This window comes from Pseudomonas sp. NFX98, from assembly GCF_047784845.1.
Taxonomy (GTDB): domain Bacteria; phylum Pseudomonadota; class Gammaproteobacteria; order Pseudomonadales; family Pseudomonadaceae; genus Aquipseudomonas.
The window spans coordinates 178075-191563 of record NZ_JBLNNF010000009.1; the positions used below are offsets into that span (position 1 = coordinate 178075).

Annotated in this window: 18 protein-coding genes; 7 read left to right on the forward strand and 11 right to left on the reverse strand. The window is 55.9% G+C overall.

What is annotated here, in order from left to right:
- Position 1: 1 nt before the first annotated feature.
- The 4 genes from ACM110_RS14440 to ACM110_RS14455 form a co-directional block, all read right to left on the reverse strand.
- Positions 2–979 (reverse strand): ABC transporter permease, encoded by a 978-nt coding sequence (locus ACM110_RS14440; protein ID WP_338585905.1) that lies wholly within the window; start codon positions 977–979, stop codon positions 2–4.
- Entirely contained in the window at positions 976–2529 is a 1554-nt protein-coding gene (locus ACM110_RS14445; protein ID WP_416128280.1) for a sugar ABC transporter ATP-binding protein, read from the reverse strand. Before ACM110_RS14445 ends, ACM110_RS14440 begins: the two co-directional genes overlap by 4 nt.
- Positions 2530–2584: 55 nt before the next feature.
- Positions 2585–3541, reverse strand: a complete 957-nt coding sequence (locus ACM110_RS14450; RefSeq protein ID WP_416128281.1) for a sugar ABC transporter substrate-binding protein — start codon at positions 3539–3541, stop codon at positions 2585–2587.
- Positions 3542–3717: 176 nt separating this feature from the next.
- Positions 3718–4158: a hypothetical protein gene (locus ACM110_RS14455; RefSeq protein ID WP_416128282.1), complete on the reverse strand. Its 441-nt coding sequence runs from the start codon at positions 4156–4158 to the stop codon at positions 3718–3720.
- 316 nt (positions 4159–4474) lie between these two features.
- On the opposite strand from ACM110_RS14455, the gene ACM110_RS14460 reads away from it, so the two are divergent.
- From ACM110_RS14460 to ACM110_RS14470, 3 genes are all read left to right on the forward strand, one after another.
- Positions 4475–5563, forward strand: coding sequence for an asparaginase (locus ACM110_RS14460; RefSeq protein ID WP_338585901.1), 1089 nt, complete (start codon positions 4475–4477; stop codon positions 5561–5563).
- A 126-nt stretch (positions 5564–5689) separates the two neighbouring features.
- A complete protein-coding gene (locus ACM110_RS14465; RefSeq protein WP_416128283.1) occupies positions 5690–5980 on the forward strand; it encodes a DUF1654 domain-containing protein in 291 nt (96 codons plus the stop codon).
- A 4-nt stretch (positions 5981–5984) separates the two neighbouring features.
- Positions 5985–6674 carry an endonuclease gene (locus ACM110_RS14470; RefSeq protein ID WP_416128284.1) on the forward strand — a complete coding sequence of 230 codons (690 nt, stop codon included), beginning with the start codon at positions 5985–5987 and terminating at the stop codon, positions 6672–6674.
- 75 nt (positions 6675–6749) lie between these two features.
- Here the strand turns inward: ACM110_RS14470 and ACM110_RS14475 are convergent, their stop codons facing one another.
- Positions 6750–7118 (reverse strand): SPOR domain-containing protein, encoded by a 369-nt coding sequence (locus ACM110_RS14475; RefSeq protein WP_416128285.1) that lies wholly within the window; start codon positions 7116–7118, stop codon positions 6750–6752.
- Positions 7119–7368: 250 nt separating this feature from the next.
- Between ACM110_RS14475 and csrA the strand changes: the two genes are divergently transcribed.
- Entirely contained in the window at positions 7369–7563 is a 195-nt protein-coding gene (gene csrA, locus ACM110_RS14480; protein WP_007938114.1) for a carbon storage regulator CsrA, read from the forward strand.
- 99 nt (positions 7564–7662) lie between these two features.
- Here the strand turns inward: csrA and ACM110_RS14485 are convergent, their stop codons facing one another.
- Positions 7663–8118 (reverse strand): DUF2214 family protein, encoded by a 456-nt coding sequence (locus ACM110_RS14485; protein ID WP_416128286.1) that lies wholly within the window; start codon positions 8116–8118, stop codon positions 7663–7665.
- Between the two features lie 241 nt (positions 8119–8359).
- Between ACM110_RS14485 and ACM110_RS14490 the strand changes: the two genes are divergently transcribed.
- The gene (locus ACM110_RS14490) at positions 8360–9112 is read left to right on the forward strand and encodes a carbonic anhydrase (RefSeq protein WP_416128287.1); all 753 of its coding nucleotides are present in this window, start codon (positions 8360–8362) and stop codon (positions 9110–9112) included.
- A gap of 63 nt (positions 9113–9175) precedes the next feature.
- Here the strand turns inward: ACM110_RS14490 and ACM110_RS14495 are convergent, their stop codons facing one another.
- Positions 9176–9370 carry a hypothetical protein gene (locus tag ACM110_RS14495; RefSeq protein ID WP_416128288.1) on the reverse strand — a complete coding sequence of 65 codons (195 nt, stop codon included), beginning with the start codon at positions 9368–9370 and terminating at the stop codon, positions 9176–9178.
- A gap of 341 nt (positions 9371–9711) precedes the next feature.
- Here ACM110_RS14495 and ACM110_RS14500 point away from each other — a divergent pair, with 341 nt between their 5' ends.
- Positions 9712–10854: an acyltransferase family protein gene (locus ACM110_RS14500; protein WP_416128289.1), complete on the forward strand. Its 1143-nt coding sequence runs from the start codon at positions 9712–9714 to the stop codon at positions 10852–10854.
- 73 nt (positions 10855–10927) lie between these two features.
- Here ACM110_RS14500 and ACM110_RS14505 read toward each other — a convergent pair whose 3' ends face one another.
- The 3 genes from ACM110_RS14505 to ACM110_RS14515 form a co-directional block, all read right to left on the reverse strand.
- On the reverse strand, positions 10928–12112 hold the full coding sequence (locus ACM110_RS14505) for an acyltransferase family protein (RefSeq protein ID WP_416128290.1): 1185 nt from the start codon (positions 12110–12112) through the stop codon (positions 10928–10930).
- A 74-nt stretch (positions 12113–12186) separates the two neighbouring features.
- Complete coding sequence (locus ACM110_RS14510; protein WP_416128291.1) at positions 12187–12465, reverse strand: hypothetical protein; 279 nt, start codon at positions 12463–12465, stop codon at positions 12187–12189.
- Positions 12462–12962 (reverse strand): DUF4406 domain-containing protein, encoded by a 501-nt coding sequence (locus ACM110_RS14515; RefSeq protein WP_416128292.1) that lies wholly within the window; start codon positions 12960–12962, stop codon positions 12462–12464. The genes ACM110_RS14510 and ACM110_RS14515 overlap by 4 nt, the downstream gene beginning before the upstream one ends.
- 97 nt (positions 12963–13059) lie before the next feature.
- On the opposite strand from ACM110_RS14515, the gene ACM110_RS14520 reads away from it, so the two are divergent.
- Positions 13060–13305, forward strand: coding sequence for a hypothetical protein (locus ACM110_RS14520; protein ID WP_416128293.1), 246 nt, complete (start codon positions 13060–13062; stop codon positions 13303–13305).
- 10 nt (positions 13306–13315) lie between these two features.
- Here ACM110_RS14520 and ACM110_RS14525 read toward each other — a convergent pair whose 3' ends face one another.
- A complete protein-coding gene (locus tag ACM110_RS14525; RefSeq protein WP_416128294.1) occupies positions 13316–13483 on the reverse strand; it encodes a hypothetical protein in 168 nt (55 codons plus the stop codon).
- Positions 13484–13489: the final 6 nt, after the last annotated feature.

The window sequence follows — 13489 nt, forward strand, 5'->3', positions numbered from 1 at the left end:
CTCAGGTCCGCCGGCTTGCGCGCTGACTGCGATAGGTATCGAGCACCACCGCGACGACGATCACCGCGCCGGTGATGATGCGCTTGGTCGGCTCGGATGCGCCGATCTGCGCCAGACCGGCCGCCAGTACGGAAATGATCAACACCCCGAAGAACGTACTGATGACCGAACCGCGACCGCCCATGAGGCTGGTACCACCGATCACCACCGCGGCGATCACTTGCAGTTCGAGACCGGAGCCGGCGTTCGGGTCGGCCGCTTCCAGGCGCGAAATCTGAAACAGCGCGGCGATACCCGCCAGCAACCCCATCAGGCTGAACACCAGGATCTTGTAGGGCTTTGGATTGATCCCCGCCAGACGCACCGCTTCTTCGTTGGTGCCGATGCCGATCAGGTAGCGACCGAACACGGTACGGGTCAACACAGCCTGGGCGATGAAGATGATCAGCAAGGCGATGATAAACGATGGCGAAATCCCGAAGGCGATCGGGTTGGACAACCAGGCGAAGGCATCACCAATGTACGCCGTGCGCGAACCGGTCATCTGATACGCCACGCCGCGAGCCATTTCCAGCACGCCGAGGGACACGATGAACGATGGAATGCGCCACGCCACGGTGATCGAACCGGTGATGGTCCCGGCCAGTGCGGCCGCCGCCATGCCTAGCAATGCTGCGGGCAGGACGCTCCAGCCCCAGCCGAGAATCGCCACGCTGACCGTCGAGGCGGCGAGCGCCAGCACCGAGCCCACCGACAGGTCGATGCCGCCGATGATCAACACGAAGGTCATGCCGACCGCCAGGACCATCAGATCCGGAATCTGGTTGGCCAAGGTGCTGAAGGTGTCGTAGGACAGGAAGTGGCTGCTCAGGGCCGAGAACAGCACGACCATCGCCAGCAATGCACCGGCCAGGCCCAGATAAGTGCCGAGGCCATAAAAATTGCCACTGCGTTTGCCGGGCGAAGATACGGTTTTCATGGAAGATCCCTAGGCGCGGCTTCGTTGAGCAGCGCATCACGTTTTTGATAGCCGGCAAAAGCGGCGGCAAGCAAGTCATCCTGGGTCCAGCTGTCGCGCTCGAAGGTGTCGATCAGCCGTCCGGCCGAGAGCACGCCGATGCGGTCGCAGATCAGCATCAATTCGCGCAGGTCACTGGAGACCACCACCAACGCTTTGCCCTGGCGGGTCAGTTCACCGAGCAACGCATAAATGTCGAACTTGGCGCCGACGTCGATACCGCGGGTCGGCTCATCGAACAACAGCACGGAGCAGTCGCGCTCCAGCCAACGGCCGATCACCACTTTCTGCTGATTGCCACCGGACAGCTCGGACACCAATTGCGCCGGGCCGGAACTGCGGATGCGCATGGCGTCGATCTGACGCTGCGCCAGGGACGCTTCGTCGCCGGGATTGACGAAGCCGCTGCTGGAAATACGCGGCATGTTGCCCAGCGCGATGTTGGCGCCGATCGATTGCGTCAACAGCAAGCCTTCACCCTTACGGTCTTCGGTGATCAGGGCGATGCCGTGAGCGACCGCGTCAACCGGGGATCGGATGCTGACGACCTGCGCCGGCGAACCCAGCGCCACTGTGCCGCTGTCTGCGGTATCGGCGCCGAAGATCAGCCGCAGCAACTCGGTGCGCCCTGCTCCAATCAGGCCGGAAATGCCGAAGATCTCGCCGGCGCGCACTTCGAAGGACACGTCACGGACCTTGTCGGCGCGGGTCAGGCCTTTGACCGTCAACGCCGCAGCACCGATCTTGCGCGGCCCCATGTCGATGTGTTCGCCCAGCTCACGACCGACCATCAACGTGACCAGTTGCTCACTGTTGTAATTGGCCATCGGCTCGACGCACACCAGATTGCCGTCGCGCAATACCGCAATGCGCTGGGCAACCCGCGCCAATTCTTCGAGGCGATGAGAGATATAGATGATCGACACGCCGCGGGCTTGCAGGCGAGTGATCTGTTCAAACAGCATCTCGACTTCACGGGCCGTGAGCATTGCCGTCGGTTCGTCGAGGATCAGCACGTGGCAATCGCCGATCAGGTTGCGGGCGATCTCGACCATTTGCTGGTGACCGATGCCCAGTTCGCCGACCAGAGTGTCCGGATCGATCGCGTCGAGACCGACCTGAGCCATGGCTTCGATCGCCGCTTTGCGCAGTTGTTTGCGACTGATCCAGCCGCCGTTGCTGGGCAAGTTGTCGAGAAACAGGTTTTCCGCCACCGACAAGGTCGGCAGCAGATTGAGTTCCTGCATGACCATGCGGATGCCGAGGTCCTCCGCCTGAGTACGGCTGCCCGGACGGTAATCCTGCCCCTGGAATTGCATCTGGCCAGTGGTCGGCGTGACCAGCCCACCAATGATCTTCGACAGCGTGCTTTTACCCGCGCCGTTCTCACCGGTCAGCGCCAGCACTTCACCGCGCATGAGCGTCAGGTCGATGCCGGTCAGGACCGGTTGGGCGTAGGTCTTGCCGATGCCGCTGACCGAGAGGACAGCGTTCGGGTCGCGAACGGACATAAAAACTCTCCATGCACTCGCCCGGACGGGCGAGCACCATTGTGTCGCCAGAGGATTACTTGGTAACCAGCTCTACCGGCGTCTCGATCACACCGTTGGCGCTGCTGTCGACTTTTTCGCCCTTGATGATTTTCAGCGCCGTCTCGATGCCGAACACCGCTTGTTTGGCGGCAAACTGGTCGGCCGTGGCCAGCACTCGACCGTCCGCGAGCATCGGCTTGATGGCGTTGATGTTGTCGTAGCCGACGACTTCAACCTTACCGGCCTTGCCCGCAGCACGTACCGCCGACACTACACCGAGCGCCATGCTGTCGTTACCGGCCAGCAGGGCTTTGGTTTGCGGGTATTCGCTGAGGATCGACGCGGCAACCTTGTTGCCCTTGTCGATTTCCCAGTCACCGGACTGCACCGACACAACCTTGATCTGCGCGGCTTCCATCGCATCCTTGAAACCTGCGGTGCGAGCCTGGGCGTTGGTAGTCGTGGACACACCTTCGATGATGCCGACTTCGTCACCGGCCTTGAGTGTCTTGGCCAGGTACTCACCGACCAGACGCGCGCCTTTGCGGTTGTCCGGACCTACGAACGGAACACTGATGTTTTTGCTTTTGACCACGGCCGGGTCAAGCTGATTGTCGATGTTGATCACGGTGATACCGGCATCGATGGCTTTCTTGATTACCGGCACCATGGCCTTGGAGTCAGCCGGCGCGATGACCAGCGCATCGACCTTGGCCAGAATCATTTGCTCGACGATGCGCGTCTGGCCCGCAGTATCCGTTTCGTCCTTGATGCCGTTGGAAATCAGCTCGAACTCGCCGGAGTGATCTTTCTGGTAGGCCTTGGCGCCATCTTCCATGGTCAGGAAGAATTCGTTGGCCAGGGACTTCATCACCAAGGCGACTTTGGGTTTGGCAGGCGTTTCAGCGAAAGCCGAAGAGACAGGCAGCGCAGCAGAGGCGGCAGCCAGCATAGCGACAGCAAGAAGACGTCCAGCGAATGGCAGCTTCATGGGTTCACTCCGATCTTATGATTATTGTGAGCAACGCTTGCGCTGGCGTAAGCTGCGTGGCGTTCGCTGATGGATTTAACCCACCAGGACTGCCGCGCAAACGTTTGCGTAGACCGGACTATGCGAATCTTGTCGAGATTTGTCAATCACGAGAAAACGCCATTTGAGGGAACCGTTCACGCTGTGGTACTGACCACATTCCCGGAACCTGTCAGCTCCTTCGCCAGCGCCGCCGCCACCTGCATCAGTGCCGCGGACGTATCGGCAATTTGCGACTGAATCGACATGACCGCGGTGGCCTTGGCTTCCGCCGACTGGAATTTCGCAGCCTGGGTTGCCGCCAATTGCTGCTGTTGCTCGCGCAGCTGCTCCTGCAATTCCTGCATGCGCTTGAGCAACATCTGCACGGCAATGCTTTGCTGACTGCCCGCGCTTTCGGCTTTTTCACTACCCTGCGTTCCGCCGCCGAGACTGACAGATTTTTTCTCGTCTGCTTCCAGCCCCAGGCGCTGAGTCGACGTATCAGCTGCCGCCTCGCTCAAGGTCTCAACAGTCGAGGGAGACTTCCCGCCAATGTTGATCACGGACGCATTTGGAAAACCGACGGTCAACGACATGTGAACTCCATGAAAAAAAGATTCCTCATGGAGAGATCGGCCTGCGTACGGGTTTCTTTAGCCGCAACCGACGATCCGACTGTCGGAGAGCCGAACGGGAAACCCGCAATCAGTCGGAAACCCGGACAATCCACAAAACCATCACGTTGAAACTACGTTTAAATATTTAAACAAATCAGTAATTTAAACGATTCTCTCAATACAAAGTGTAATTGGTACAGATTCTGCTCTTCTCCAGCACCCCAAGCGTTCAGATCCGCTCGGGGCGCATCTAGATGAACCTGCATCAGCACCGTCACTACTAGAGAGAAAAATAATGACATCTGCTATCAAACATTTTGTTCCGGGCGCCTTGGCCCTCTTGCTGCTCCTGCCTACTGCCCTTCAGGCAAAGGAAGTCGAAACCCAACAGAAACTGGCGAACGTGGTGATTCTAGCCACCGGCGGCACCATTGCCGGCGCCGGCGCCAGCGCGGCCAACAGCGCGACGTACCAGGCAGCGAAAGTCGGCATCGATAAACTGATCGCCGGCGTTCCGGAACTGAGCCAGGTCGCCAATGTTCGCGGCGAACAAGTGATGCAGATCGCGTCCGAGAGCATCACCAACGAAAACCTGCTGCAACTGGGTCGCCGCGTCGCCGAACTGGCCGACAGCGCTGACGTCGATGGCATCGTGATCACCCACGGCACCGACACCCTGGAAGAAACCGCGTACTTCCTGAACCTGGTAGAGAAAACCGACAAGCCGATCATCGTCGTCGGCTCCATGCGCCCAGGCACCGCGATGTCGGCTGACGGCATGCTGAACCTGTACAACGCCGTGGCTGTGGCCAGCAGCAAAGAGGCTCGCGGCAAAGGTGTGCTGGTGACCATGAACGATGAAATCCAGTCGGGTCGCGATGTCAGCAAGATGATTAACATCAAGACCGAGGCGTTTAAAAGCCCTTGGGGTCCCCTCGGGATGGTGGTTGAAGGCAAATCCTACTGGTTCCGCCTGCCAGCCAAGCGTCACACCATGGACTCGGAATTCGACATCAAGAACATCAAGAGCCTGCCTGACGTAGAAATCGCCTACTCCTACGGCAACGTCAGCGACACCGCTTACAAAGCGCTCGCTCAGTCCGGCGCCAAAGCCATCATCCACGCCGGCACCGGTAACGGCTCGGTGTCTTCGCGGGTCGTTCCAAGCCTGCAAGCCCTGCGCAAGGACGGCGTGCAAATCATCCGCTCTTCCCACGTCAACGCCGGTGGCTTCGTTCTGCGTAACGCCGAACAGCCTGACGACAAGTACGACTGGGTCGTCGCTCACGATCTGAACCCGCAGAAAGCCCGCATCCTGGCCATGGTCGCCCTGACCAAGACCAACGACAGCAAAGAGCTGCAACGGATGTTCTGGGAATACTGATTCACCCTCGCCCGACCGATTCCGGTCGGGCACCGCCTCGCCTTTCGAAAAAATATTCCTTCGTCCTACACCAAATGGAGCAAACCGCTGTCAGAGGATTTTCTTGAATTTTAAGCAGTTGCGAAAATGCCTACAGTTAAATACTGTATGCACGTACAGCTTAATAAGGATAATCCCGTGGACACCACCTCCTCCTCACCTGACTCCTATGTCCGCATGGGCACGCGCGTTCAGAAAATCATCAATTCCCCCACCGCCCAAAAATCCAAGGCTGCACTGATCTTCCGTCTGCCGGACGAGCCTGTGGATGAGTGGGAACGCCTGCTCGAAGAAATCGATGAAAACGACAACGTCACCCTCGCCTATCGCGATGACGGCGGTGTGCAGATTTTCTGGGTCGTGCCGAAGGAAGACTGAGTCAATGAGTGTCCGTTGTTTTGCTTTGCTGTTTCTGTTGTTCGCCATGGGCGCCCAGGCCGATGCGCCACGCACCTTCAACGAAGCCAAGAAAGTCGCCTGGAAGTTGTACGCGCCCCAATCCACCGAGTTTTATTGCGGCTGCAAATACACCGGCAACAAGGTGAACCTCGCAGCGTGTGGCTACGTGCCGCGTAAAAATGCCAAGCGCGCCTCGCGCATCGAATGGGAGCACATCGTTCCTGCCTGGCAGATCGGTCACCAGCGCCAATGCTGGCAGGAAGGCGGACGCAAGAACTGCACGCGCTACGACCCGACCTACCAGAGGGCCGAGGCCGATCTGCATAACCTGGTGCCAAGCATCGGTGAGGTGAACGGCGATCGCAGCAACTTCAGTTTCGGCTGGTTGCCCGAGCAATCGGGTCAATACGGCTCGTGCCTGACCCAGGTCGACTTCAAGGCGAAGAAGGTCATGCCTCGCCCATCCATTCGCGGGATGATCGCCCGGACGTATTTCTACATGAGCAAGCAGTACGGCTTGCGCCTGTCTAAACAGGATCGCCAACTGTATGAAGCCTGGGACAAGACCTATCCGGTTCAGGCCTGGGAGCGTCAGCGCAACCAAAGCGTGGCGTGCGTCATGGGACGCGGCAACGAGTTTGTCGGCCCCGTCGACATGAAATCCTGCGGTTAACCACGCGCTGAAAATACAAAGGCCTCGGGTTCAACACCCGAGGCCTTTTTCGTTACTCATCGTGAAGCCTGGTACTTACTGAGCTGCCGGACGCTCGAGGACCAGAACTTCAATGTTCTGTTTCTTCGCCTTGACGAGCGCTGCATTCACTTGCGCCTGCTTGGCGTCGGCTTCAGCCTTCGAACCGTATGGCCCCATCAGAATCCGGGTCTTGCCATTTTCCCTGATGACATTGGACATGAAGCTGTGCTCGATCAGCCAGCCGCTGAGGTCGCTGACTGCCTGAGGTGTTTCGCCTCTCACTTCGAGATCCCATTGCGGCCCTGACACTTGCGCCGGCGCTACCGCCGCCGCTGTAGGCTGCGGTTTTTGCGCATCCCCACGCTTGTCTTCACCACATCCCGCCAGCGCCAGTACCGCCATTATCAAAACCATTTTGCGCACAGCGTTTCCCTCTGAATGCTTAAAGCGAGGATTTTAACACTCATGAATACTTCCCGAGTGCCGCAAAATGGGCACAAAACAACGAGAATGATGGTTGCCGCCTCTGTATAGTTACACCTTGGGAATTAATGCTGCATCTGCGCGTCAGAAAGAGGCACCCAAACTGTGAAACTTCGCACTAATCTATACATACCACCGACCTCTGCACTGTCCGAATCAGGTGCCCCACGAAGCAATCAAGGAGAAGACCATGCTGATACTCACCCGCAAAGTCGGTGAAAGCATAAATATTGGTGATGACATTACGATCACCATCCTGGGCGTAAGCGGCCAGCAAGTCAGAATTGGCATCAACGCCCCGAAAGACGTTGCGGTGCATCGCGAAGAGATTTATCAGCGCATTCAAGCTGGCCTGACCGCCCCGGACAAGCCGCAGACTCCCTGAATCCTGATGCGTTCAGTAGCCAGCCCGTTCACCCCGGAACGACGGCTGGCTAAAGATTCATCTGCCGCAACGCCCTCCGTCTTCCTCGCTTGCCCCTAGCTATCCAAACGTCACGCCACGCGCCATGCCAGTGGCCGCGATAACCATCAGTAAAACTAGTAACGCCTCGACATGGCTGATCCGCGCGAACAACTTTGCACGTCTGGTATCTATGGCCGCACCACGCGCCAGCGCCACCCGCCATTTGATCAAAGTCACCATCGGCGCCACCTCAAGCAGCAGGATAAGAACGAAAAGCGTCATTTTGAGATGGAACAACGGTTGCTGCAGATAGTAATCAGTGCCTTTTTCGAACCCACCAAAAGCTCGCATCCCACCCGTCACCAACAGAATGAGTGCGCAAATCCCCCACAGGTTATCTGCGGTCAATACGCTGCGCACCTCCCCCACACCGGCCGCCAAACGCCGAAAATTCGTACCGCGAACCAGAACCGCCCAGAACGCCAGGCCAAACGCCAATAGGTGCACCGCTGCGAGAAGCCAGTGAGTCAGCATCGTGAAACTCCCGTCAGGACGAAGATGAGTAAAGCTGTCAGTAGTAGCTCATCGATCGACGAATTGCATCTGCCCCACCATTAGCAAATTTCTCTGCCCAGCTCATGGAACCCATCCCGCAGGTGGCAAAAGACATGGCGTTACAGAGACCAACTAGACTCCAACGCGCGAGTGAGACATGTTCTTGCCGCCCTGCCCAAAAGCAGTCATTCCCACCGAATTGACCTGAGTACACAAAATCATGTGTGAATCATGTGATTCAAACTCTGCTTCGAAAACCCATGAGCGTCGCCGTTTTCTCCGTCTTGCCGGTTTAGGCGCCGGCGCCCTGCTGCTCGCAGGGACGCTGCCCAACCAATTCGCGCAGGCAGCCGAAAAAACCTCAGCGCCCCCCAAACCCAAAAACGTCATCAGCCCTGATGAGGCCCTTAAAAGACTGATGGAGGGAAATGAGCGGTATGTGAGCGGCAATTCAGAAACCCACGACTTCAAGGACGAGCGTGAAGCGCTGGTTTCCGGCCAGAACCCGTTCGTGGCGGTACTGAGTTGTTCCGACTCGCGCATCGCCCCCGAGTACGCGTTCGATACTGCACGAGGTGATCTTTTCGCCATCCGCGTGGCCGGTAACTTTGTTACGGACGAAGGTCTGGCGAGTATCGAATACGGTGTCGCCGCGCTTGGCGCGCCGCTCATTCTGGTATTGGGGCATGAGAGATGCGGCGCTATCGAGGCCGGCATCAAAGCCGTCAAGGATAAAACGGTGTTCCCCGGGCAGATCCCGAAACTGACTGACGCACTCAAACCCGCTATCGAAACCGTGATCAAACAATCTGGAGACCTGGTGGAAAACGCGACCGTGCAAAATGTCAAAGACTCGGTTGCACGCCTCAAGCAGGCCACGCCACTGCTGACCGACGCGCTCGGCAACGGCAAGTTGAAAATAGTGGGGGGCATCTATCGCCTGGCGACCGGGAAAGTCGAGCTGATTGCCTGAGCCGTCGAGGCCCCGGTGGAAACTGCCGGATGTGAAGAGCCCAGCGCGATGGCTGGGCTCTGGTTATTTTCTGTTTTCCATCATTTTGTCGGCAAGGGCTTTGGCACGCTCGATCAACAGATTCTGCCTGTCGTCATGAGTGGCCCCGCCTACCACCGGTGCCGTCAGATTGCTCTCGGCAATCAATGCAGCGCAGAAGTATTCATCCCAAACAGTTTGGCTGTCGGATGACTGTTTGTTGGTTTGGTCGGAGATCATAGTCGACTCCTTGGATGAGGCGATAATGCCCATTTTACACCTGATGGAATGCATGTCAGGGCGTCGGGCTACAGGATCCACCTTAGAAGAACATGAGACGCGATCCAGGGAGATGCTTCGACCACCGTCCACTGAAGCAAGAGACAAACGGACAAGTAAGCCGCTAAGAACTTGATCATCGCTCGCCTCCCCATCAGCCGTTCTCCCGTAAACACCGCGTCGCCTGTGTTGGTTGGATGCAATTGCGTGCAGACAGTTCAATTTCAAATAGCACTGGTTTTCATTCGCCTCATTTCTGGGCAACCGGCTCATGAACGAGGTGGATGAGATCAGCGCATTCCATGAGCCACGGCATTGCCGACTCAATGTATGATTGCGCCGAACAAAATTCAGGTGAAGGCATGGCTGGTAACGATAAGGACAGGATTGTATTTTTGGATTACATGAGGGTTTTCGCCTTCATGAGCGTTCTCATCGGCCACAAGTTTCTTGGGCATTTGAATGCGATCGCGGCGGACGCGACCCAGCACATTGCGATCCGATACCTGGCAGAAGCTACAATTCCTCTGACCAGTGCTTGCGGCGTGATTGTCTTTTTTCTGACGTCTGGCTACATCATCACGCACGTCATTCAGACAGAAAAACCCACGGAATTCCTGATCAAGCGTTTTTTCCGGATCTATCCGCTGTATGCAGCAGCTATCGTACTGGAAGCTGTTATGGAACGGACCATCAATGGCTTGCCGTTCCCGCCACTGTCAATACTGTTGCCGCGCCTGCTACTGGTCGGCGACTTCTTCAGCACGCCGTATGCATTGTTGAACGTAGAGTGGACGCTAAGAATAGAAGTGATGTTTTACCTGTTCATGGCCGCACTGAAAGTAACAGGTTTAATCAAAAAGCCTGAATGGCTTCCAGGCACATTCCTGGCAGCATCCATTGCCTTGTTCATTTCTGGGCCATTCCCGGCTTTTATTCCCTGGAGCACCGGATACTTCACCATCTATGCGCCCTATCTGCTGATTGGCTCATGCATTTACCTTGCGCAATATGCCAAGGCGAAACCAGGCATTTGCGTGCTGAGCTCTGCGCTAATGTTGCTGCTTTCACTGACTGCTGTCGCCAAATACCAACCGATCTGGAAAGAAAGCAACTACGCAGCTTTCGCCCTGATCATCTTCGTTGGCGCCATCGTGCTGCAACGTTATCTGCATGACGGCCCACTGGTCCGGCTTTTTTCAAATCTCACTTATGCCGTCTACCTGTTCCATAACTGGTTGTGGCAGTTCCTGGTCGATGCCAGCCTCTTCATTGGAATCAGGTGGATACCCATCAGCGTTCAAGTGCTGATTGCTCTGTTCGTCTTCTGCTATCTGACTCATATCACCGTTGAAAAATACGGACTGGCTGTGGGGCGTTATGCAATCAAGAAGTACAGGGTGATAGCAGGTCAGGATGCTCGTCCTGAAAGACCTGTAATGTAGGTTGAAATATCAGCTTCACTTAACCCATAAAAAACCCGCCATCAGCGGGTTTTTTATGGATTAAGCGCCTTGGCTATTTAGCGACGGCAGCAACGCTAGACTCGACGGTTCTGCTCTTTCCTAAAAACTTTAACTTCTCTTGCAGCTTCAGTTCCAGAAACCCGAAGAAATAAGAAGCACTGCCGCCTACAATAAATATGACGATCACCCCTTGCCAGTAGCCCAGCTTAATCCCCAACAATTCCTTTACAAAGAGCATGGTGAAGAAACACGCCGAAATATGGATTAGATAAACGCCGTATGAGACATCACCCAACCGAACGAAGAAGTTGCTCACGAAGTTTTTTGGACACCAAACAGATCCGCCTCGTACAACAAAAAAAACTGCCAGTATTGCCAAGTAATAGTAAACAACCGCACCGTATTCCGTAAAAACATTGATCATTGTCGCCACAAACAGTATCGCCGAACCGATCACCAATTCGGACGGCTTACAAGGGAAACGCTTGCTACTCTGCCAAACGAAGATCCCGGTAATGAAGTAAAAATTGTAAAAGCTGAAAAGAATCTCTCCAAAACCTGGGTATGAGGCACGCGCCACCATTGCCGGGGGAACAGAGTGAAACAGCAATATAGCGGCTGCCCATACTAACATTGCCGGGTTCAGATACTTGGCATGCAATCGACCGACAAGAAGTATGAGCAAATAAAACTGCATTTCATAAATCAGCGTCCAGTACGGAATAAAAATTGAATCAGCTTTTCCCGTTGGGATCAAGAGCACCGTCGTCCATTCTGGCCAGACATTGTATGAAAAATAAGACAATGCGAAGCCGCTCACAACAAACGCAAAGATCAAGCCAGGATAAATCCGCCGAAAACGATCAACAAGAAAACGTTTAGGGGCCCTATTCATTTGACCAGCCATCAAATAACCTGACAGACCAAAAAAAAGAAACACTCCACTACCGCCGAGCAACAGCGAATTCAAAACGGTAGTCGGACCACTGGAAAAATAGCTGCCCAACCAAAAAACATGCTGTAGCAGAACAAGAAAAGCCGCGATGCCCCGAATAGCCTGAAGCCCCATGCTTCGATTGGAAGTGGCCGCAATCATAAAATATTCATCCTGAGAACTGCTTTCTGGGCACTGCTGAGAGCAGTTGCAAGCGTTCGCGCTGCCATTGGCGCGACAAGTGGCGGCGATTTTGGTTCCGACGTTAAAAAAAGTCCAGTAAATGTACAATTCTTGACACATTCGTACTCATAGTTTCGGACCACCGTTATCAATCACGGGGGAGACCCGCTCCTCATGCGGATCCAGATCCGTCGCTACCTGGAGATCACATGGCACAGGCCTGTGCAGCGGCAAAACGCACTTGTGTTCCGAGAGGCGAGCTGTGCGTAGAGACAAAAACGAAAAAGCCCCGCTGTTGACGGGGCTTCGGGCCAGTCGCTCTCGACAACCAGGAATTCACGATGTGGGAGGTGCGATAGCAGAGAGAACATCGGGTCTACCAAACTGCTGCGATAACCGACTGGCACCTTTTTCAAGTCGCTGCGCTTGATGATGATGTAGCGGTTTTCCCGCTGGAAAGTTGAATCGCTCATCCTGCAGTCTCCATCGATACCAGATCATGGGCATTCACAACTGTCATGCCGAGGCGGTGGGCGATTTGAATTTCGAGCTTCGCGCCCTCCGATCTTTCCCATCCGGGCAACAGGGCAATCACTCCGCACAGGCCAAGCCGCGTCAGGTCGTAGGCCATGTAGTCGACCCACTCGGCGCCGGGGACGATGCCGTGATCGGCCGGATTCTCCACCTGATAGCCCTGGGCCCGGAGCGCATCGGCCGCAGCGTAGAAGGCGGGGTAGCTGAGGTCCTTCAAGCCAGTCATGGGGCCAGCCACATACACGCGTTTGGCGCGGGCGGAAGCGAGCGTTACACCAGGCGCTGCAAAGGCTTTGATCCGATCCACCGCCCGATCAATCGGCCCTTGAACGAAAGGCGATGGCGGCTCGTTCGCTGGCGGGGTTGTCCGCGTGACGGCTGCGATCATTCCCATCAGGGACTCGGTGACGATCGTGCGGATGTTTTCTGTGGGCATGGGGCGTCCTATGCCGGGGCATTCCCGGGCGGTGGAGTTGTGAGATTAGGGGCGGCCTGGAATACACTCCCGGGCTTTAACCAAAGGGAGTTGACACATGTTTTTAAGCATTATTGTCGGTTTGTTGATAGGAGTTGCCTTAGCGCTTGTCATGAATGGAATGCGCTCGATTGATCCCAAGGCGTTGCTAATCCTTAAATGGGTTGTAGGGGTGATTGCGACAGGTTTTATCTTTTTATCTTTTATGTTTGGCGCCGTAATTGGGCTGATGGCAGTGGCAGAGGTCAATATTGGCTATTACGCCTACGCCAAGCTGTTTCAACGCAGTGCAGTGAAAACTTGAAAGAAGTGGGTCAGGCTGCGAGGCGCTGGCAAAGCTTGATGATGTCGGCGGCGTTGGCCGCGATCATCGTCTCGGCCTCGTTAAGACAAACACTGCTATCGATCAGCCGGACCGGATTGGTTTTGTTGTTGAGGTCGGGCACGCCGGTGATTGGACCGCTGAGGTAGAGGCGCTTCATGCTGGC

What these genes read in the sequence shown, in the direction of transcription:
- ACM110_RS14445 (WP_416128280.1), bottom strand. Translation starts at nt 2,529, where the DNA reads ATGTCCGTTCGCGACCCGAACGCTGTCCTCTCGGTCAGCGGCATCGGC.
- ACM110_RS14525 (WP_416128294.1), bottom strand. Translation starts at nt 13,483, where the DNA reads ATGAAGCGCCTCTACCTCAGCGGTCCAATCACCGGCGTGCCCGACCTC.
- ACM110_RS14495 (WP_416128288.1), bottom strand. Translation starts at nt 9,370, where the DNA reads ATGATCTCCGACCAAACCAACAAACAGTCATCCGACAGCCAAACTGTT.
- ACM110_RS14510 (WP_416128291.1), bottom strand. Translation starts at nt 12,465, where the DNA reads ATGAGCGATTCAACTTTCCAGCGGGAAAACCGCTACATCATCATCAAG.
- csrA (WP_007938114.1), top strand. Translation starts at nt 7,369, where the DNA reads ATGCTGATACTCACCCGCAAAGTCGGTGAAAGCATAAATATTGGTGAT.
- ACM110_RS14460 (WP_338585901.1), top strand. Translation starts at nt 4,475, where the DNA reads ATGACATCTGCTATCAAACATTTTGTTCCGGGCGCCTTGGCCCTCTTG.
- ACM110_RS14515 (WP_416128292.1), bottom strand. Translation starts at nt 12,962, where the DNA reads ATGCCCACAGAAAACATCCGCACGATCGTCACCGAGTCCCTGATGGGA.
- ACM110_RS14470 (WP_416128284.1), top strand. Translation starts at nt 5,985, where the DNA reads ATGAGTGTCCGTTGTTTTGCTTTGCTGTTTCTGTTGTTCGCCATGGGC.
- ACM110_RS14455 (WP_416128282.1), bottom strand. Translation starts at nt 4,158, where the DNA reads ATGTCGTTGACCGTCGGTTTTCCAAATGCGTCCGTGATCAACATTGGC.
- ACM110_RS14505 (WP_416128290.1), bottom strand. Translation starts at nt 12,112, where the DNA reads ATGTGTCAAGAATTGTACATTTACTGGACTTTTTTTAACGTCGGAACC.
- ACM110_RS14450 (WP_416128281.1), bottom strand. Translation starts at nt 3,541, where the DNA reads ATGAAGCTGCCATTCGCTGGACGTCTTCTTGCTGTCGCTATGCTGGCT.
- ACM110_RS14440 (WP_338585905.1), bottom strand. Translation starts at nt 979, where the DNA reads ATGAAAACCGTATCTTCGCCCGGCAAACGCAGTGGCAATTTTTATGGC.
- ACM110_RS14500 (WP_416128289.1), top strand. Translation starts at nt 9,712, where the DNA reads ATGAGCCACGGCATTGCCGACTCAATGTATGATTGCGCCGAACAAAAT.
- ACM110_RS14520 (WP_416128293.1), top strand. Translation starts at nt 13,060, where the DNA reads ATGTTTTTAAGCATTATTGTCGGTTTGTTGATAGGAGTTGCCTTAGCG.
- ACM110_RS14485 (WP_416128286.1), bottom strand. Translation starts at nt 8,118, where the DNA reads ATGCTGACTCACTGGCTTCTCGCAGCGGTGCACCTATTGGCGTTTGGC.
- ACM110_RS14490 (WP_416128287.1), top strand. Translation starts at nt 8,360, where the DNA reads ATGTGTGAATCATGTGATTCAAACTCTGCTTCGAAAACCCATGAGCGT.
- ACM110_RS14465 (WP_416128283.1), top strand. Translation starts at nt 5,690, where the DNA reads ATGCCTACAGTTAAATACTGTATGCACGTACAGCTTAATAAGGATAAT.